20 protein-coding genes and 1 tRNA gene are annotated in these 17,396 nt (G+C 48.2%); 8 read left to right on the top strand and 13 right to left on the bottom strand.

What is annotated here, in order from left to right; translation table 11 throughout:
• Positions 1 to 26 precede the first annotated feature (26 nt).
• Complete coding sequence (locus H6F51_01015; GenBank protein MBD1821103.1) at positions 27 to 608, top strand: Uma2 family endonuclease; 582 nt, start codon at positions 27 to 29, stop codon at positions 606 to 608.
• Positions 609 to 633: 25 nt separating this feature from the next.
• Here the strand turns inward: H6F51_01015 and H6F51_01010 are convergent.
• Positions 634 to 715 (bottom strand) — tRNA-Leu (locus tag H6F51_01010).
• 103 nt (positions 716 to 818) lie between these two features.
• Here H6F51_01010 and H6F51_01005 point away from each other — a divergent pair.
• Positions 819 to 1,790: a glycosyltransferase family 2 protein gene (locus H6F51_01005; GenBank protein MBD1821102.1), complete on the top strand. Its 972-nt coding sequence runs from the start codon at positions 819 to 821 to the stop codon at positions 1,788 to 1,790.
• Here the strand turns inward: H6F51_01005 and H6F51_01000 are convergent.
• Positions 1,778 to 2,665 carry a hypothetical protein gene (locus H6F51_01000; GenBank protein MBD1821101.1) on the bottom strand — a complete coding sequence of 296 codons (888 nt, stop codon included), beginning with the start codon at positions 2,663 to 2,665 and terminating at the stop codon, positions 1,778 to 1,780. The two genes, H6F51_01005 and H6F51_01000, sit on opposite strands and share 13 nt — an antisense overlap.
• A 6-nt stretch (positions 2,666 to 2,671) precedes the next feature.
• Complete coding sequence (locus tag H6F51_00995) at positions 2,672 to 4,588, bottom strand: S9 family peptidase (protein MBD1821100.1); 1,917 nt, start codon at positions 4,586 to 4,588, stop codon at positions 2,672 to 2,674.
• A 263-nt stretch (positions 4,589 to 4,851) separates the two neighbouring features.
• On the opposite strand from H6F51_00995, the gene H6F51_00990 reads away from it, so the two are divergent.
• Positions 4,852 to 5,178 carry an RNA-binding protein gene (locus H6F51_00990; GenBank protein MBD1821099.1) on the top strand — a complete coding sequence of 109 codons (327 nt, stop codon included), beginning with the start codon at positions 4,852 to 4,854 and terminating at the stop codon, positions 5,176 to 5,178.
• 66 nt (positions 5,179 to 5,244) lie between these two features.
• Entirely contained in the window at positions 5,245 to 5,538 is a 294-nt protein-coding gene (locus H6F51_00985) for a hypothetical protein (GenBank protein ID MBD1821098.1), read from the top strand.
• Between the two features lie 373 nt (positions 5,539 to 5,911).
• On the opposite strand, the gene H6F51_00980 is transcribed toward H6F51_00985, so the two are convergent.
• From H6F51_00980 to H6F51_00945, 8 genes are all read right to left on the bottom strand, one after another.
• Positions 5,912 to 6,082 (bottom strand): hypothetical protein, encoded by a 171-nt coding sequence (locus H6F51_00980; GenBank protein ID MBD1821097.1) that lies wholly within the window; start codon positions 6,080 to 6,082, stop codon positions 5,912 to 5,914.
• Between the two features lie 31 nt (positions 6,083 to 6,113).
• Positions 6,114 to 6,764: an Hsp20/alpha crystallin family protein gene (locus H6F51_00975; GenBank protein MBD1821096.1), complete on the bottom strand. Its 651-nt coding sequence runs from the start codon at positions 6,762 to 6,764 to the stop codon at positions 6,114 to 6,116.
• Positions 6,765 to 6,981: 217 nt separating this feature from the next.
• Positions 6,982 to 7,275 (bottom strand): biliverdin-producing heme oxygenase, encoded by a 294-nt coding sequence (locus H6F51_00970; GenBank protein ID MBD1821095.1) that lies wholly within the window; start codon positions 7,273 to 7,275, stop codon positions 6,982 to 6,984.
• On the bottom strand, positions 7,244 to 7,567 hold the full coding sequence (locus H6F51_00965) for a biliverdin-producing heme oxygenase (GenBank protein MBD1821094.1): 324 nt from the start codon (positions 7,565 to 7,567) through the stop codon (positions 7,244 to 7,246). The genes H6F51_00970 and H6F51_00965 overlap by 32 nt, the downstream gene beginning before the upstream one ends.
• A gap of 80 nt (positions 7,568 to 7,647) precedes the next feature.
• The gene (locus H6F51_00960) at positions 7,648 to 8,010 is read right to left on the bottom strand and encodes a helix-turn-helix transcriptional regulator (protein ID MBD1821093.1); all 363 of its coding nucleotides are present in this window, start codon (positions 8,008 to 8,010) and stop codon (positions 7,648 to 7,650) included.
• A 121-nt stretch (positions 8,011 to 8,131) separates the two neighbouring features.
• Entirely contained in the window at positions 8,132 to 8,461 is a 330-nt protein-coding gene (locus H6F51_00955) for a hypothetical protein (GenBank protein ID MBD1821092.1), read from the bottom strand.
• Entirely contained in the window at positions 8,424 to 10,019 is a 1,596-nt protein-coding gene (locus H6F51_00950) for a cryptochrome/photolyase family protein (protein ID MBD1821091.1), read from the bottom strand. The genes H6F51_00955 and H6F51_00950 overlap by 38 nt, the downstream gene beginning before the upstream one ends.
• Before the next feature lie 87 nt (positions 10,020 to 10,106).
• Positions 10,107 to 11,042 carry a transglutaminase family protein gene (locus tag H6F51_00945; GenBank protein ID MBD1821090.1) on the bottom strand — a complete coding sequence of 312 codons (936 nt, stop codon included), beginning with the start codon at positions 11,040 to 11,042 and terminating at the stop codon, positions 10,107 to 10,109.
• A gap of 155 nt (positions 11,043 to 11,197) precedes the next feature.
• On the opposite strand from H6F51_00945, the gene H6F51_00940 reads away from it, so the two are divergent.
• The 3 genes from H6F51_00940 (at position 11,198) to H6F51_00930 (ending at position 14,704) form a co-directional block, all read left to right on the top strand.
• On the top strand, positions 11,198 to 12,541 hold the full coding sequence (locus H6F51_00940) for an N-acetylmuramoyl-L-alanine amidase (GenBank protein MBD1821089.1): 1,344 nt from the start codon (positions 11,198 to 11,200) through the stop codon (positions 12,539 to 12,541).
• Between the two features lie 238 nt (positions 12,542 to 12,779).
• Positions 12,780 to 13,880 carry a chemotaxis response regulator protein-glutamate methylesterase gene (locus H6F51_00935; GenBank protein MBD1821088.1) on the top strand — a complete coding sequence of 367 codons (1,101 nt, stop codon included), beginning with the start codon at positions 12,780 to 12,782 and terminating at the stop codon, positions 13,878 to 13,880.
• Positions 13,880 to 14,704, top strand: coding sequence for a protein-glutamate O-methyltransferase CheR (locus tag H6F51_00930; protein ID MBD1821087.1), 825 nt, complete (start codon positions 13,880 to 13,882; stop codon positions 14,702 to 14,704). Before H6F51_00935 ends, H6F51_00930 begins: the two co-directional genes overlap by 1 nt.
• A 42-nt stretch (positions 14,705 to 14,746) precedes the next feature.
• On the opposite strand, the gene H6F51_00925 is transcribed toward H6F51_00930, so the two are convergent.
• Positions 14,747 to 16,372 (bottom strand): SpoIID/LytB domain-containing protein, encoded by a 1,626-nt coding sequence (locus tag H6F51_00925; protein MBD1821086.1) that lies wholly within the window; start codon positions 16,370 to 16,372, stop codon positions 14,747 to 14,749.
• A gap of 261 nt (positions 16,373 to 16,633) precedes the next feature.
• Here H6F51_00925 and H6F51_00920 point away from each other — a divergent pair, with 261 nt between their 5' ends.
• A complete protein-coding gene (locus tag H6F51_00920) occupies positions 16,634 to 16,867 on the top strand; it encodes a hypothetical protein (GenBank protein ID MBD1821085.1) in 234 nt (77 codons plus the stop codon).
• 101 nt (positions 16,868 to 16,968) lie between these two features.
• Here H6F51_00920 and H6F51_00915 read toward each other — a convergent pair whose 3' ends face one another.
• Entirely contained in the window at positions 16,969 to 17,352 is a 384-nt protein-coding gene (locus tag H6F51_00915) for a response regulator (GenBank protein ID MBD1821084.1), read from the bottom strand.
• Positions 17,353 to 17,396 lie beyond the last annotated feature (44 nt).

The following is a 17,396-nucleotide window of genomic DNA, read 5'->3' as shown; positions in this document are numbered from 1 at the left end:
ACGTTGAGGGATCAGTCCTTACCGCTATGCAAACTCAAACTACCGCAAGCACCGCTCAAAGTCGTATCATCTCAATTCCCGATCGTACTTGGAATCAATTCAAACTGCTGCAACAAGCATTTGAAGTTTCTCACGCTAAACTGACTTACTTTGCAAATACGATCGAAATTTTCATGCCTTCTGAACCTCATGATTTATTCAGCCGCATCATTCTTTTCTTAATGGGTCATTACTGTTTAGAGCGGCGCGTTCAATTCATTCCTACAGGCTCAGCCGATCGAGAGCGAGAAGGCATCGTGTCGCTTCAACCGGATGAGAGCTTTTACGTGGGTCGCAAAGCAATTCCAGATTTAGCGATTGAGGTCGTTTTTACCTCTGGAAATGAATCCAAGCTGCCTCGATATCAAGTCTTAGAAATTCCTGAAGTTTGGTTTTGGGAAGATGGCGTTTTCGCACTTTATCGATTGTTTGAAGGCAACTATAGAAAGATTCAGCGCAGTGAGATTCCAGGCTTACAAGACCTCAATATTCAGCTTTTGAGCCGCTGTATCCTAATTGCTGAAACGGATATGCTTGGTGCGATCGATGAACTCAGGAAAGCAGTCTAGTGTAAAGTTTATCGCTTGGATGTAATGGGCGGAGAGAGAATCGAACTCTCATACCTTTCGGTGCCACATTTTGAGTGTGGTGCGTCTACCAGTTTCGCCATCCGCCCTGGATGTCTCCTTACTATACAGGATCGATCGCATTTCAATCAAGAATTATTTTAATCTGGCAAATCATGGGACGATCGATGCGCGAGTTGTCGATCCCCTATGTTGCCTAAGTATTCTCTGATTATTCCGGTGTACAACGAAGAAGCCACGATTCCCGCCCTGTACGATCGCGTGAGTGCCGTGATGAATCAGCTTGATGATGTAGTGGAATTAATTTTGATTAACGACGGCAGCAAGGATCGATCGCTTCACCTCATTCGAGAACTGCACAATCAGGATTCGCGGGTGTGTTATCTCAGTTTGGCGCGGAATTTCGGGCATCAAATCGCTGTAACTGCCGGATTAAATTATGCACGAGGTCGCGTCGTGGTGATATTAGATGCAGATTTACAAGATCCACCCGAACTGATTCCAGAACTGATCAATCAGTGGCGACAGGGATATCAGGTCGTTTATGCTCAGCGAACCCAACGCCACAAAGAAAGCTGGTTTAAGCGATTCACGGCATATCTGTTTTATCGATTGCTCAAACAGCTTGCAGATGTAGAGATTCCAATCGATACCGGAGACTTTTGTTTAATCGATCGCCAGGTCGTAGATTTGTTAAATGCAATGCCAGAGCGCAATCGCTATATTCGGGGATTACGATCGTGGGTCGGATTTCGTCAAACTGCGGTGAAATTTGAGCGCGATCCAAGATTTGCCGGTGAAGTGAAGTATTCCTTTCATAAATCACTAGGATTAGCGATTAACGGTTTAGTTTCATTCTCAAAAGTTCCGCTTCGCATTTCTACTTATGTAGGTTTATTCGCTGCATTTGTTGCAATTGTGATGATGATTTTAGTGTTTTATTGGAGGATCGCTTATCCTGCCTCACCGCTAACCGGATTAACCACGATCGTCGTCGCCATCTTTTTTCTCGGTGCAGTGCAACTTCTCAGTATTGGCATCTTAGGCGAGTATATTGGACGAATTTACGAAGAAGTGAAAAACCGTCCGCTCTATACGCTATCTGAGGTTGCGGGGTTTGAGCGAGGCAGTTCTCAACATCAGGAAGCGGATTACTCTAGCTGAAAAATGATACGATCGAGATCATCAAGTACAGGAGCATCGGGCGTAAACTTACGTGCAAAATGAGCGGAAGAAGCTTGTAATTTTGGCAAATCAGATTGATCGAGCGTTTTCGGGTGTGGTCCACCCATAGACCAATCCTTGTAGCGCCAATCGTTCGTATTGATTTTGAGATCAAGCGCATTGGCAACAATCGTTTGGAAATATGTTTCTTCGGAAAACATCACCCAGCGCAAATGATTGGCAAGCTGTGGACGAGTATAGTGAAAGTTCACAATGTAGTCGATCGCACGTTGGTTCGCTGCAAACCACTGTGAACCTGCATAACATTGTAACTTCGAGTTATACGGCACAAAGGGGCGCATTAAAATCTCTGGCTTCAACCGCAAGCGTTGCCAATTGAGCTTCAGCGCATCTGCGATCGATTTCGGCATGGGTATCCAGCGCGTATAGTAGCGGTTGTGCATTTCTCGATGCCAAACACTTTTCAGGTTCGACGGCTGAATTAGTTCAGCACTCATGTGAGCATCTGCCTCAGTCGCATTCAGATCCGCCAGAATTTGATCGGCAGATTTGATCGGGTAGTCTGAACCACTGAGCAAGATTGTCCATTGGGGTCGATCGACCCGGTGCTGCATTTGTACCATTGCTCGAACGGTGGCTTCGACGGCTGAAAATTCAGCCCAGCGCGTTCGCATTGGTGGATCAACAAACGAGACATTGCTGGAGAAAGACTTGATCGACAACGGACACTGAAGAAAATCGTGATGACAGACGATCGGCGGCTGATCAAACAGGCGATTTAAGCGATCGACCAATCGCCGGATCTGATTTGGATGAGCATGAGTCAGCAAAATAAATCCAACGACTGGAGTCATAGCCTTCTAGAGATTAAAGATTGGCACAGGCTCGATTTTATCCGCAGGCTCGAACCCAAACACCCGTGAATAGAAATAGAATTCTCCATCTAAAGCACGTTTGATGTTTTCTGCTTTACGGAATCCATGTTGTTCGCCTTCAAACAACACATATGCTACAGGTAATCCTTTTTGTTTCAAAGCATCAACCATCATTTCGGCTTGATTCGGCGGTACGATTTTATCCTCGTCACCCTGAAAGAAGATCACCGGACAAGATAAGCGATCGACCGCACTAATCGGAGAGCGCTCCTCGTACAAATCGGCTCTTTCTGGATAAGCACCAATCAAACCATCAAGATAGCGTGATTCAAACTTATGAGTATCTTCTGCCAACGCTTTGAGGTCGCTCACGCCATAGTAACTTGCGCCTGCTTTGAATGTATTTCTAAATGTGAGAGCGCAGAGCGTTGTATATCCGCCTGCACTTCCGCCTGCAATCACTAAGCGATCTCCATCCACCTTGCCTTGCTCGGCGAGATACTTCGCTCCATTTGCACAGTCATCGACATCGACAATGCCCCAAGTTCCTTTCAAACGTTCGCGATAAGCGCGTCCATATCCGGTACTGCCGCCATAATTCACGTCGAGAACTGCAAAGCCGCGACTTGTCCAATACTGAATGCCTAAGTTAAATGCAGCAGAAGTCGAAGCGGTCGGGCCTCCGTGACTCTTGACTAACATCGGTGGACGTTCGCCTTCAGGAGCAGTGTACTCTTTATTTTTGGGCGCATAGTACAAAGCAAAAGCCGTGAGATTATTCTCAGCCGGGAACTCGATCGCTTCTGGCACTGAAAGATAACCGGGATCAATCCGCAGTTCGCTGGCGCGTCTCAGCACTTCAAATTGTTGAGTCTGTAAATCGTATTTGACGATCGCGCTCGGCTCCGTTGATGATCCGCCCAGAAATACCGCATGATCTGCACAAGCTTGGAGTCCTGCAATGCTGGTGTAAGGCGTTGCGATTGGAGTGAGTTCGCGAGTGTCTAAATCTAAACTGGCAAAGCGGCTCAATCCATTTTCGGTATAGCTACAAATGATTTGATTTCCAGCAAAGCCATAGGTAGACATTCCAAACACCCAGAGCGGTAAACCAAATTCTGCGGCTTTCTCACAGAGGGATTCAGTTTTTCCGGTTGTAGGATTCCAGCGGTAGAAATTCCACCAGCCCGTACGATCGCCAATAAAAATCAAACTGCCATCCGGCGACCATTCCGGCTGAAAAATCGATTCCTCTAATCCACCTGCAATCTTTTCCGGTGTGTCTAGCGTTCCGTCTGCTCTAATGTTTGCTGTCCAGAGTTCCGTTCCATCCCAAGGCATATTCGGATGATTCCAACAAATCCAACTGAGGCGAGAACCATCAGGACTCAGACGCGGAAACGCATAGAAATCTGAACCTGAAACCAGAACGGTTTGACTTTGATCCGTGAGCGAAATTGCCGCGATCGTATTCTCAACGCTTTGATCGTGATGTTCTTCGCGTACACAAACGAGGCGATTTCGAGCACTATCGAATAGGGCATCGGCATATCGTAACGACGCTTCAGGAGTCAGCGCGATCGGCTCAGATCCATCGGTCTGCTGATAAAGTCGCTGATCGGCAAAATTCGAGAAATAAACAGTTCCAGTCGCAATCATAAATGCCCCTCCCCCGTATTCATGCACCCGTGTACGGGCGTTGAACGGAGCAGGTGTCAGATCGATCGTCTCGCCATTCGCTGAACGTTGCACAATCACATTCCGTCCTGCCTCAGTCGGACGTGACTCGCTCCAGTAAATTGTTTTGCCGTCCAGCTTAATTTGTCCGAGTCCGATCGTCCCTGCCACAATCAGATCCGAGCTAATCGGCGACTTCCAAGTGCCATAAGATGCCACAGCCATAAGATCCTCCAAATCACCGCTTCCCAGACTCTAAACTATCGCGATCGTTCAAACATTGCGATATATCTCAAATTGTTGAAATCTGTCCGCTCTAGAGATTCGTGTTACAGTAAATGAGAAGAGGTATTGATTCGGTTGAATCGTTTGTTTTTTCTGACAGTGACTCGTTCGTTTTCATTGAAACTAGCAAGTTCGTTTGGGCTAAAGCAGGCACACTCCGATACGACTGCCTCGGTTATTTCTGGTTCTGGAGATCTTTTTCAATGTCGATTTATGTAGGTAACCTATCTTACGAGGTTACGCGGGAAGATTTGACCGAAATCTTCGCAGAATACGGATCTGTTAAGCGCGTTCAGCTTCCGGTTGATCGTGAAACTGGACGGATGCGTGGGTTCGGATTTGTGGAAATGGAAACGGATGCCGAAGAAGATAAAGCGATCGAAGCCCTAGACGGTGCGGAATGGATGGGTCGTGATATGCGCGTCAACAAGGCAAAGCCCCGTGAAGAATCGGGCGGTGGTCGCAGTGGCGGTGGCGGTGGTCGCAATGGTGGCGATCGTCGAGGCGGATTCTCGCGCGGCGGCTATTAATTTAATTCGCTAGAATTGAATCCCCTGTAGCGTATGGCTATGGGGGATTTCTTGTAGGTTGGAAAAATGAGAGCGAGAATCGAAAGCGATATTCTGTATCTGCATCACGAAGATGTGCCGCCGTTCAAAAAAGGGGGGTCTGTGGTGCGAAATAGTTATTTTTGGGCGCTGAAGTCGATTTCTGGTCGGGCAAGTCGGGGGCGCGATTGGGAATATGAACCGGAAGTGTGGTTTGCGCTGCAACGGATGTTGTTATCATTTGCAGAATCGGGATATTTGGGACTGTCAGAAACGATTCTGGAGTTTTCGGATGCGGACGTAATTCCAGATGAGCTGCGATCGATTTCGACGCGAATTTAATGTAGGTTCGATCGACGTTCTACAAGTCCTGTTCGGCGTTGCGTTAGTGCTACTCGGCTGAACATTTAGAACCTGAGCAGCAGTCGAAGATAAAGCTGAGCTAAAAAGAGCACGATCGCTTAACTCGGTACGAATATTCTGCAAGTGCCTTTAATATCTATCTTGGACGCGACGAACGCTTTGATCCGGCACAATATGGCCTTGGCAACTGGAATATTTGGTACTATCCAACAGGCGATTTGAATGCTGAATATCAGAAGCAGCTTGCTGGAGATCTGAGCCATTCTTGAATCTTCACTATCTTGAATCTTCAATATCATAAAAATGAGTTGAGGTTGTAATCCTCAACTCATCTCCTGATTCACAATTCAAGCTAGAAATGTTTTTCCTTAGCGGGTTCTCCTTCAAAGGGTTGAACTCCGGTTGCTGGATAGTTATCATCGTTGAGTCCAAAGATGCGACTGATTGCTCCAGCGATAAATTGTCCAACTTCGTTTGGAATTGCCTTCACAGTTTCCCAACTCGATCGCATTCGAGTAAACATATTTTCTCCTCAAACAGTACGTAGGTTGCTTTTACTGGTTGGCTCGCAGATGAGCAGATTCTTGCCGCTGCTCGTTTTGGTGTCGCTCTTGGGTTAGCGTTTCCCGTGTCGCTTGATCAAGATCACCCATTTGCATCGTTTCTAAAGCATCTTCAGCCCGGCGGTGGACGGTTTGTTCCTGGTGTTCTTTGGCTTGCCGGTGTTGAGTCGTTGCCTCGCGCAATTTTTCTTCCAGGTTCACCTTCACTACAGGCTTACGTGCCGATTCAATTTTAGGCAAGGTTAGTGTCAGAATGCCGTTCTTGAAGTCTGCTTTCACTTGGTCGTATTGCACCGCCGTTGGGAGCGGAATCAAGCGTTGAAACTGTCCATACCGCAGCTCAGAGCGAAATACGCCTTTTTCTTCGGTTCGTGTTTCCTCTTGGTGATGACCAGAGATCGATATCGTATGTTCAGAAACTTGCACATCCAGATCTTTTGCTTCTATCCCCGGAACTTCTGCTTTGAGAACGACATCGGTATCGGTTTCGTGAAGTTCGATCGCAGGTGTCCAAGCCATACCGTCGATTGGTGACAGCGATCGGGCTTCTGGATCTGGGTGCAGCCACGCATCGAAAACCTGATTCATCTGATGCCGTAATGCTTCCAATTCTTTAAGAGGTTGCCAGTGAATCAGCGACATAACATTCCTCCTGGTCTTCTTTGAACATAGAGCGAGAACTAAATCGCTCTATGTTCAAGATACGCAAAGACTGTGAGGAACTTGTGAGGACGTTGATAGACTCGCACAACTCGCTTCGCGGAATTTTAAGCTCAGAGCGCGATCGCAGGCGAGACCTGCTAACTATCGCTTTAACTTAGCTGTTAATGCTTTAACTGCAAAAATATTCCTGGTTTCACTACAGTTTAGGGGCAGTAGTAGACTGCGGCGGCATGACAACTTTGTGCGCTAATCCAACGGCTTTCAGCAGCCAAATTGCCCACCCTTTGAAGGCTAGCTTTGCCTCTACAGTCGGGAGTTGCTCAAACTCATAGAATTCTGTGCTCTGAACGGTTTGTAGTTTTAATGCCGATCGCACAATTCGTTTCAATGCTTGACCACCTGACAAATCGCCCAAGTAGCATGTATAAGCATGAGCAATCAACAAAACCGGGTTTGTGTTATACCAGATTGATTTGTGGATGCGACAGATTCTCGCCCCCTAAATCCCCCATTCTGGGGGACTTTGAGTATGATCTGTCGCATTCTATGTTTAATTCGGTATTAGAAATCTCGCGCAGTCGATCAACATAGATTTGACCTGCGGGCAGGGGTGCGATTTCTTCTCGCCAGTTGTCACCGTAGAAGAAGGCTAAGTCGCGCTCTAAATTCGCAGTGCGGTGAAGTTCGGGAAATACAATCGCTCCAATGATCGGATGATTTGCGTGGCTTGGAGAGTGCTTGAAGCAGACAGTAAGTTTTACCTGTATCGCGACAGAGACAATGGCTCAAACAGTTTGCGATACAGCGCCGTTCCAGCGATCAAACAGAATTGATTTTTCAAAGCTTATGTTCTGTAAGCCTCCTAGAACACGGAGGTTTTGCTGCGTAAAGCCTTTAAACTTGCTGACTGTTGTTCCGCTCGTTCAGCCACGCGATCGCAAGCTAACTCACAGAACTCAAAAATCATTGGGTCGGCAATTTTGTAGTAGGCGCTCGTTCCCTTTGCTTCACGCGAGAGTATGCCAGCTTGGTATAAAACCTTTAGGTGCTTAGACAAATTTGCTTGTCCTAATCCCGTTGCCTCTGAAATTTCCATGACGTTCTTTGCCCCCGATTTCAGGCAAGTCAGAATCTGGAGCCGACTCATTTCTGACAGCACCTTGAAATAGTCAGCGACTGCCGCAAGAATCGCTGGATCAACCTTTGAGGGTCTCGCTTTAGGCATAGGGAAACTTGGCAATCAGAGTGAGTTTGATTATATAACTGATTAAGATTATAGCTACACGCTAAGCATTCAGGAAATTACGATCGAGCAGGGAGCCTATCGTCTCACAATTCTAGAGAATCTAGCGCTTTTGGGAGTTTGATTCACTCGCTTTTCCGCGCCAGTTTAAGCTGTTTTGATTGAGTTGCTGTAAGTATGAGTCAGGCTGAGCGATGATGCTGTTTGCTAGTGCGATCGCGCTTTCTAACTGGGCTTCGGTTAATTGCTGATAGGCAGGAATGCGCTTACGTTCTAAGACTTCATACCAGCAGCGATCGAATAGATTATCTAGAATAATGCGCTGAAAGCAATGATTGTAGCGAACGGGGAAATGGCGCGATCGGGCTAAGTCTGGCAAAACGTGATTTGTTAGGTCAAGGTACTGATTGCGGAGTTGCGTCAGGCGATCCATGAGGTGCAGGGGTAGAAGGAAGGGGATATTCGGTCTGTCGCTGTTCGGTTCTCCACTGTTCTGCTTCGGCGCGAATTAGCTGAAGTTCCTCGGCTGAGATGCGCTCTAAGTTGCGATAGATCTGTGTCATGCGTGGATTGTGCTTAAGCTTGTCGTAATGTCGGGCAAGAAAGTCCCAATACATGAAGTTAAACGGGCAAGCCGTTTCTCCAGTGCGACTGCGGGGATTGTATGTACAGTGTTTGCAATAGTCACTCATGGTATTGATGTAATTTGCTGAAGCGGCATAAGGCTTTGATGCCATCATGCCACCATCTGCATACTGCCCCATGCCAATCACATTCGCTTGCATCACCCAGTCATACCCATCAATAAAGGCAGTATGAAACCAGTCCTGCAATTCTTGCGGAGAGATCCCTGCAATCAATGCAAAGTTGTTCAGAACCATCAATCGCTGAATGTGGTGGGCGTATCCCGTCGCTTTAACTTGAGTCAGAACATGGTGCAAACAGTTCATCTTTGTTTCGCCTGTCCAGTAAAACTCTGGAAGCGGTTGCGTGTGATTAAACCAGTTGCGATCGGGATAGTCTTCGCCCATGTAGACATAGATACCGTGCATATATTCACGCCAGCCGATGATTTGTCTGACAAAGCCTTCAACGCTATTGAGTTCCCAGGTATCCCGATTAGCGTAATAAGCCTGCTCTGCGGCTTGTACCACTTCTAAAGGATGCAATAGTCCAATGTTCAGATAAGGCGATAACATTGCGTGCCATAGGGTCTGTTCACCCGTGACCATTGCATCCTGATAAGGGCCAAAGTTAGACAGCCGAGTTTTAATAAAGAAGTCTAGTACCTGTAATGCTTGTGTGCGGGTGACTCCCCATTGAAAGGGTTCAATCTGCCAATAGGCTTGACTATCTTTAAGATTTGGGGACTGCTTTACCCAGTCAATCACGTTTTGGGTGATCTGGTCTGGCTCAAACCAAAGTGCTTCGGGCAGAGTCAATTTACCTTTGGGGGGCTTGCGATTGTCCCGATCGAAGTTCCAGCGCCCTCCAAGCGGATGCTTCCCATCCATCAAAACATTAAATCGCTGCCGTCCTTCACGATAAAAGTCTTCCATCAATAGACGCTTGCGAGATCGTGCCCAATCGACAAACTCTTGATCCTGCCAAATGAAGCGATTGTTCGGAGTAAAAGTTACAGAGCAAGGAAGATTGAGTGACTGAATCAGCTTCATAAACGGACGATCGACCGGAGCCATCACCCGCAGTTCCGTAATTCCGTATTGCTCAATCCACTTGATCAGCGGCGTTTGAAAGTCGATCGATTGTGTATAGCTAACAATCCAGCCTTCTTGCTTCAGTTCTTCAGCAAAATGGCGCATCGCTGACCAAACTAGCACCAACTTTTGCAGATGATAGGGTAACTGTTGAGCATGGTGTAGCGACTCAATAAAAAAGACATGCGTTTGCTCAGGGTTATCTTTGCAGCTTTGCAATGCAGTTTGCCCTGTCCAAAGCTGATCGCCCAGTACCCATACTCCGATGCTCATGCTCTAATCTCAATGATTCCGCGCAACTCGATTACAGCAAATTCTAGACGAGCGATCGTCCGTCTTTGGTTGCAAACAATCTGAATTTTACTGCGAGGCTGTCACGATTGGAACTGCGGGAGCCACTTCAAAGTCAGGCAACATTCCTAACTTGCGAATTGAAACATTCACATCCATTCCCAAATAGTCATCCGTCTCACCAAACCAAGACCCAGAAAGCGGAATCACCTGTCCAGGATGACGAGCGATCGCGACTCGAATCAGATCAAATCCGGCTGTAATTCGATTGGTCGGATCATAAGCTCTCCAGCCTGCACCCGGTAAATAAACCTGCGCCCAAGCATGAGTTGCACCGGAACCTGTCATGCCAACCTCACCGCCATCTAAGGCTGAATCGTAAATATAGCCGCTGACAAAGCGACAAGCCAGCCCTAAGCGTCGAAGTGCTTCAATCATTAACCAAGCATAGTCTCGACAAGTCCCCGACTGTAACCGGAGTGTCTCAGCCGGATTCTGAGTCCCTTCTGCATCTCGTGACTGATAGCTCAATGTGGTGTTAATACTATCCATCATGCGTTGCAAGACATCTAAGGTACTATCTTGGTCGCCTGCCACAAATTGTTTTGTCCAAGCTGCAAGCCGACCTTCGGAATCTTCGGTATGTGGACGAATGAACACAGAGAGATCATTCCATTCACCCGGAGTGTACTGTACGGGAATTTCTTCAGCACGGGCATCCAGCGGAAAATCAGCGATCGTCGGAATGCCAAAATGCTCAGCTCTCACTCGATAGGTCACACTCAGTTCTTTTGCAGGTTCACTGAAGCTCAGGAGTGCAACATTATTCGAGAGCGTATCCATCATCCAGCGAGTTTTGCAGGGAACGTTGCTGTCGATCGCATAGCTCAAGATGCGCCCACTATAGCCAATACTGGGTAAGAAAATCGCTCGGTGTTCTCCGAAAGTAACAGGATTGCGATAGCGATAGCTTGTAGTGTGTTCTAAATCGTAAATAATACTCATAGTACGCATGAACAAGTTGCAGATGCGGAATCACTTCAAGCATATCGTTATCTTATGTGGATAGAGTTTGAGGCATTTATCAGCTATTTCCTCAAAAGAAGATAGAATGAGCCACTGACAATGTAAGTGCATAACCTCGTTACGCTGAGAATCTGATGGGACGTATCTTTATTTCTGCCGGACATGGCAATCGCGTTAACGGTGTCACCGATCCGGGGGCAGTCGTCGCAGGCACAACCGAAGCAAGAGAAATGATTCTGACTCGCGATCTAGTCGTGACAGAATTGCGATCGCGGGGTGTCGAAGTCCTGTCTGTGCCCGATGCGCTGAGTGCGGCTCAAGCGATCGACTGGATCAACGCTCGCGATCGTCCGGATGATGTGGCGCTTGAAATCCGCGCCGATGCGTTTAGTAATCCAGCCGTGCGAGGGGCAACCGTTTATCACATTGCCAATAACGATCAGCGTCGCCGTAATGCCGAACAGCTATTGCTAGCGCTGATTCGGCGCGTTCCTCAACTGCCGAGCCGAGGAGCCAGACCCGATACCGACACAGGACTCGGGAGCCTGCCGTTTACTCGTCAGATCACCTGCGGATCGCTTCTGATGACGGTTGGATTTCTCACCAATCCAGACGATCGCTTCATTATTCAAAATCAGCGTCGCGATTTGGCAAGTGGGATTGCAGATGGTTTGGTAGCTTGGGCGCGGGGCACGGCTCTACCACCCGATTCCACGACCTATCCTGAAATTCGCATTAGCATTAACGGGCAGATTTACGGCGAGAAGGGAATTCTGGTCAATGGCAATGCCTACATTCCGATCGATTTAACCGATCGTCTGGGAATCGATTTAACTCAAGATCCGAACATTCGTCGCTTGAATTATCGTCAAGTCGTTTTTGTCAAAGCGGTAGACCTGCGAAACTATACGATCTCCGTGGGTTGGGATGCTCAAGCGCGAACCGTGCTGTTGCGATCGATTCTAAAAATCTGTCCGGGAACGCTCGATCGCATCATGAGCAACGGCAACACCACTTCGGCACAGTTAATTGCATTTCTCCGCAGCAACAACGATGCCGCACCCGTACAGTATCCTCAGCTTGCAGACCTCTACCGCAGTGAAGCTGCGATCGAAGGAGTCAATTACGATATTGCCTTCAGTCAAATGCTGCTCGAAACAAACTACTTGCGCTTCGGAGGTGAGATTAAACCCTCGCAAAACAACTTTGCCGGACTGGGAGATGTGGGCGGCGGCCCTGAAGGCGCAAGTTTTCCGAATGCTCAAACTGGCGTGAGAGCACATATTCAGCTACTCAAAGCTTATGCCAGTACAGAGCCGCTAGTGCAAGAAGTGGTTGCGCCTCGGTTTCGGTTTGTCACCCGTGGGATTGCGCCCCTAGTGGATCAACTGAGTGGGCGATGGTCAGCCGATCCGCAATACGGTGCAAAGATTACGGCAATTCTGAGGCGGCTGTATGAAGCGGCGCAGCTTTTGTAAGGCAGCCTGAGGTCGATCGAGGGTGTTCGTGAGGATTGCGATCGATTAAATGCCTCTTGAGATTGTTTCAGACTGTGATTTTTCCTTGCTACAGTTAATGTGTCGTCGGCATCACACCAAATTTCTAAATGCTCTCTGAAGACCTTCGTAGAGACGTGAGGCATCGCGTCTTCGCAGAGGGACTGGTGTGGCGCAGGATTTTTGGGAACTGGTAGCGCTCTTTAATAATCCCGAAGTCATGCAACCTATTAGAGTTTTAATCGTAGATGATGCAGTGATGGTACGGAGCCGTCTGAGCAAAATTCTCGCAGCAGATCCCCAGATTGAAGTTGTGGGAGTCGCTTCTTCAGGAAGAATTGCACTCGCAAGACTGTCTCAACTGAATCCGGATGTGATCATTCTCGATATCGAAATGCCTGACTTAGACGGGCTGCAAACGTTGGCGCAGATTCGTCAACTCAATCCACGACTGCCCGTAATTATGTTTAGTGCGATGACCACGATCGGGGCAATCGCAACGCTGGATGCTCTTTCTTTAGGAGCTTCGGACTATGCGACAAAACCGAGTCAGATGGACAACGTAGATCATTTAACCGACTATCTTCGAGCGACGCTGATTCCTAAGATTAAAGCACTGAGCCAGAAAATTAAACAGAACCGATCGGCACCAATCTCCGACATTAGCCCAAAAGCCACCCCCACAACCGCTGCTTTCTCAGGTTCTCAACTTCATCGATCGTCTGCTGAGATCGTTGCGATCGGTGTTTCCACCGGAGGGCCAAATGCCCTCGCCGCTTTGCTCTCAGAATTACCCGCCGATTTTCCTGTCCCGATCGTCATTGTGCAGCATATGCCGCCCATGTTCACCAAGCTGCTCGCAGAACGTTTATCGACAAAATGCGCCTTGCCCGTTTGGGAAGCAACGCTAGGAGCAAAACTTCGCCCCGGTACGGTTTGGATTGCGCCAGGCGATTATCATTTGAGAGTGAAAGACACGGACTCAACTGTGCAACTTGTGATCGACCAGTCTCCAGCCCAAAATTTTTGTCGTCCTTCAGCGGATGTCTTGCTTGAATCTGTTGCCGAAGTGTACGGGGATCGCGCTCTGGGGGTGATTCTGACCGGGATGGGGCAAGATGGACTCCGGGGCTGTCAGGAGATTCACGATCGCAATGGGCAAATTCTGGCGCAAGATGAGGCGAGTAGCGTGGTTTGGGGAATGCCGGGATTTGTGGTGAATGCAGGATTAGCCGATGCCGTTTTGCCGCTCGATCAAATCATGCCAGAGATTCTGCGTCGGGTGAATCGATCGTCTACGCTGGCGCGGAGGATGGACTGATGGCGATTCCTGCTTTTGATTTTGAGTATCTCCGTCAGTTAGTGCGGCAGCAGTCTGGAGTAGTGTTAGAGCCACACAAAGACTATCTCGCAGCGCTGCATCTGGATCAGATAGCTGCGAATGCTGGGTTTGCTTCAATTGCAGAATTAGTCGAACATCTAAAACACACTCCCTTAAGCGAACTGCATCTTCAAGCTCTTGAAGCTTTAGTGATTAAGGAAACATCTTTTTTTCGCGATCGCTCTCCCTTTGAAGCGCTAAAAGCTTCGGTGTTACCCGCGTTGATTCAGTCCCGTTCTAGTCAGCGAACCATCAATATCTGGTGTGCCGCTTGCTCAACCGGTCAAGAACCTTACAGCATTGCGATGCTGATCCGGGAAGCCTTTCCAGAACTGTCCACTTGGACAATTCGCTTAATCGCGACTGACTTTTCTAAGCAGGTGCTCGATCGCGCTCAGCAAGGACAGTATACAGACTTGGAAATCAGTCGGGGCCTGACCCCTGAACTGCGCGATCGGTATTTCCGCAAAGCTGGGGATGCTTGGCAGATCGTTGATGAAATTCGTCAGAGGGTTGAGTTTCGGCAGTTGAACCTAATTCACCCTTGGAGCGCTCTACCAAAGATGGACATCATTTTTCTGAGAAATGTTCTAATTTACTTTGATATCGACACTAAGCGATCAATTCTGAACAAGGTACAGCACTACTTGCAAGCAGATGGCTGTTTATTCCTTGGCAGTGGTGAAACAACGTTTCACCTTGATTCTAGATTTGAAGCGATTCAAAGCAAGACGAGCTTTTATCACCGTTTACGAAGTGCATAAACAAACGTAAGTTCGACAGGAAGAATTCGCGTTAAACCAGCGTCAGTTTGATGCTTGCCGCTCTGAAGTTCGATCGCGCCACAGTGTAATCGAACTGTTAAACGGTTGCAGTTGCGTATCGGGGAAGTAGAAGCGAAGAATACGATCGCTTGTCCAGCCCAATCTGCCAAGGTTATAAGACCCAAATTGGCTCATTCCGACCCCATGACCAAATCCACCCCCGACAAACACGAAGCCTTTCAGCACTTTATTTTCCATCATTGGATCGAGGTAAAATAGCGTACTCGCTGGCGCATCAAATACAGTTTGGATATCATCCTTTTCAAGCTTAATCGTGCCTGCGTCGGTGACGATTGTCGATTTCAAAATGCGTCCCCCTTCCGATCGCTGCTGGATTTGAATGTTCCGAATCGTTTTGAAGTTCGCGAACGGATGCCGGACTGCTTTCAGATAGTCGCGCAATTCCTGATTTAGCTGCGCTAAGGGCACAGGGTAGCGCCACCGGAACATATTGGTTCCATCTTCGTTAAAGCCTTTCTTTTGATTGATAAAGGCGCGGAAATTGCCCTCATCGGATAAGCTGCGCGATCGCAAATCCCACACTGGATTCGCTGAGTCGATCACTGCTCTAAGATAAGGACGCTCCCAACCGTGCCAGATATCATCAAAGCTTGCAGTCACACCTCCGCTCGTTGAAGAATAGACCGCATCTACCAGTTCATTTTGGTAGGTCAGGACTAAGCCACGAGTTGCCGCGATCGCGCGATCGGTTGAAGGTGCTGCGCCGTCTAGACCGCGATAAACCTGGCATTGTGTCGTCGCGCAGAGTTGATAGTTATCGATCACAAATCGACGCAAATTCCGCAGAGCATAGGTGCGGGCGAGAACGGCTTGAGCCTCTAACACCGGTTGGGGTGCCCAAGTTCCAATCTCATGCGGCACAACGCCTCTGAGATATGTTTCAATCCCAACGAAGTTGACGAGCGTATAGTTACCGTAAGCATTCGGTTGGATTCGTAATGCCCCACCAAAAGGACGGTTTGGATGATCATCAGTGGCACGATCGACCTGAACGACTCCTGAACCCGATGAAATATCAATCACATCTCGCGTATACCGGAATCCATCCAGTACCCACGTCGGACGCGGTACTTCTCGAACGACTTTAGTTTCAATCCGTGCGGTTTGAATGCCCTTTGCCTGCAAGCTTCTCAGCAACAGACGCCGTAAGAGTGGCGTGTTGTAGACATCGCGCTTTGCCCAAACTTGCCAGCGCTCTGGTTGAGCGATTTCGACCTCGATCCCTTGTGATTTCCAGTCTTGAGCCTGATCCTCTGCGGTTTCAAAACTGCGGTGCGTACTGAAAACAACGCGCTCCTCGACCACGGGCTGCGGAAGTTTCTGCATCGCCGTTTCGAGCTTGAGTTCTTGAGCGGTTAGGGTTTGGGGCTTGCCGTTTGTGTTGAAGCGCAGGGTTAAGCGATCGCCCGGATTGGCTTTCAGAGTGAGCGTATCGGCTGAACGATCACCAAACCGCTGCACGATGCCCACTTGAATCCCGACATCTTGTGGAGGATTGGCAGTGGCGGGGGCTGGCAGCCCAGCGAAGCAACTGAAGCCAAGCGCGATCGGGGTGAGAAGATTGAGTTTCATCAATGTTGAAGCCAAGGGAGTCGAGCCTCTTTCTATTCAGAAGGGGACGTGCGGCGGGTAAAAACCTGTGTTCGATTGTAATGGGAATTTTATGAATCGGAGTGCGTGGAGCAATTAGATTTTTCAGCTTGGATTTATCGATTCCGGATCGATCCGGAATCGATCTGCGTTCAGATTTTGCAGTTCGGTTATCACGAATCACAAGTAATTTGCGACCTTTGTAAATATCTGTTACATTTATTTGCATAAAGAAACATAAGTTCACAGGAGGTTCCGATGGTCATCCTCGTTAGTCTGTTAGTTGTGGGCTGGGTAGCAGTTGCTTTGCTGGGTTCCTTGGCTTACTTCTTGGGAGAACAAACGAAACCGATTCACGAGCGCAACTGGCGATCGACCTCGTTTGAAACGCTATCTAAATCGATCACGGGCACCTCGATCGACTACAGCACCCGCGTTCCTGCTTTCGCCGTAGCCGATGCCTACGCTAGCAGGAACTTACCGAGCGCCTAATTGAATTGTTACGACTACTCTCTCTTCTCAACCCTTTGCTGTCGCGGTGAAGGGTTTTCTATTGGCAAGCAATCCGCCTTTTAGCCTGCAATCCCAAGCCATTAATCTGAGCCACAATATTGCTGAATGACGCGCATTAGCTCCACCGGATCGATCGGCTTTGTTAAGTAATCATTGAAGCCTGCATTGATCGCTTGTAAACGATCCTCCTCGCGGGCGTATGCGGTCAATGCGATCGCGGGTAGTTCTGCGCCTTGCGGTAACTCGCGGACAAGTCCAATCAGTTGAAATCCGTCCATTTCGGGCATCGCTACATCACTTACCAAAATTGTAGGAAGTTCTTTTTCCAAAAGCGAGAGTGCTTCCTTGGCATTGGTTGCAACAGTGACGTTTGCTCCTTCGTCCTCTAGCATAAACCGCAGCAGATCCCGTGTATCAGGATCGTCATCTACGACAAAGATGTTAATCTGCTCTAACGATTCCATTTTTAAGTATTACCAGCGAAGAAGGAACTTGAGGAGTTTTTTGA

The organism is Cyanobacteria bacterium FACHB-DQ100 (genome assembly GCA_014695195.1).
Classification (GTDB): domain Bacteria; phylum Cyanobacteriota; class Cyanobacteriia; order Leptolyngbyales; family Leptolyngbyaceae; genus Leptolyngbya.
Note: the sequence above shows the minus strand (reverse complement) of the source record. Positions and strands in the feature narration are given on the sequence as shown.

What these genes read in the sequence shown, in the direction of transcription:
- H6F51_00955 (MBD1821092.1), bottom strand. Translation starts at nt 8,461, where the DNA reads ATGGATCGCCTGACGCAACTCCGCAATCAGTACCTTGACCTAACAAAT.
- H6F51_00960 (MBD1821093.1), bottom strand. Translation starts at nt 8,010, where the DNA reads ATGCCTAAAGCGAGACCCTCAAAGGTTGATCCAGCGATTCTTGCGGCA.
- H6F51_01015 (MBD1821103.1), top strand. Translation starts at nt 27, where the DNA reads ATGCAAACTCAAACTACCGCAAGCACCGCTCAAAGTCGTATCATCTCA.
- H6F51_00990 (MBD1821099.1), top strand. Translation starts at nt 4,852, where the DNA reads ATGTCGATTTATGTAGGTAACCTATCTTACGAGGTTACGCGGGAAGAT.
- H6F51_01000 (MBD1821101.1), bottom strand. Translation starts at nt 2,665, where the DNA reads ATGACTCCAGTCGTTGGATTTATTTTGCTGACTCATGCTCATCCAAAT.
- H6F51_00930 (MBD1821087.1), top strand. Translation starts at nt 13,880, where the DNA reads ATGGCGATTCCTGCTTTTGATTTTGAGTATCTCCGTCAGTTAGTGCGG.
- H6F51_00985 (MBD1821098.1), top strand. Translation starts at nt 5,245, where the DNA reads ATGAGAGCGAGAATCGAAAGCGATATTCTGTATCTGCATCACGAAGAT.
- H6F51_00920 (MBD1821085.1), top strand. Translation starts at nt 16,634, where the DNA reads ATGGTCATCCTCGTTAGTCTGTTAGTTGTGGGCTGGGTAGCAGTTGCT.
- H6F51_00945 (MBD1821090.1), bottom strand. Translation starts at nt 11,042, where the DNA reads ATGAGTATTATTTACGATTTAGAACACACTACAAGCTATCGCTATCGC.
- H6F51_00980 (MBD1821097.1), bottom strand. Translation starts at nt 6,082, where the DNA reads ATGTTTACTCGAATGCGATCGAGTTGGGAAACTGTGAAGGCAATTCCA.
- H6F51_00950 (MBD1821091.1), bottom strand. Translation starts at nt 10,019, where the DNA reads ATGAGCATCGGAGTATGGGTACTGGGCGATCAGCTTTGGACAGGGCAA.
- H6F51_00995 (MBD1821100.1), bottom strand. Translation starts at nt 4,588, where the DNA reads ATGGCTGTGGCATCTTATGGCACTTGGAAGTCGCCGATTAGCTCGGAT.
- H6F51_00975 (MBD1821096.1), bottom strand. Translation starts at nt 6,764, where the DNA reads ATGTCGCTGATTCACTGGCAACCTCTTAAAGAATTGGAAGCATTACGG.
- H6F51_00940 (MBD1821089.1), top strand. Translation starts at nt 11,198, where the DNA reads ATGGGACGTATCTTTATTTCTGCCGGACATGGCAATCGCGTTAACGGT.
- H6F51_00935 (MBD1821088.1), top strand. Translation starts at nt 12,780, where the DNA reads ATGCAACCTATTAGAGTTTTAATCGTAGATGATGCAGTGATGGTACGG.
- H6F51_00915 (MBD1821084.1), bottom strand. Translation starts at nt 17,352, where the DNA reads ATGGAATCGTTAGAGCAGATTAACATCTTTGTCGTAGATGACGATCCT.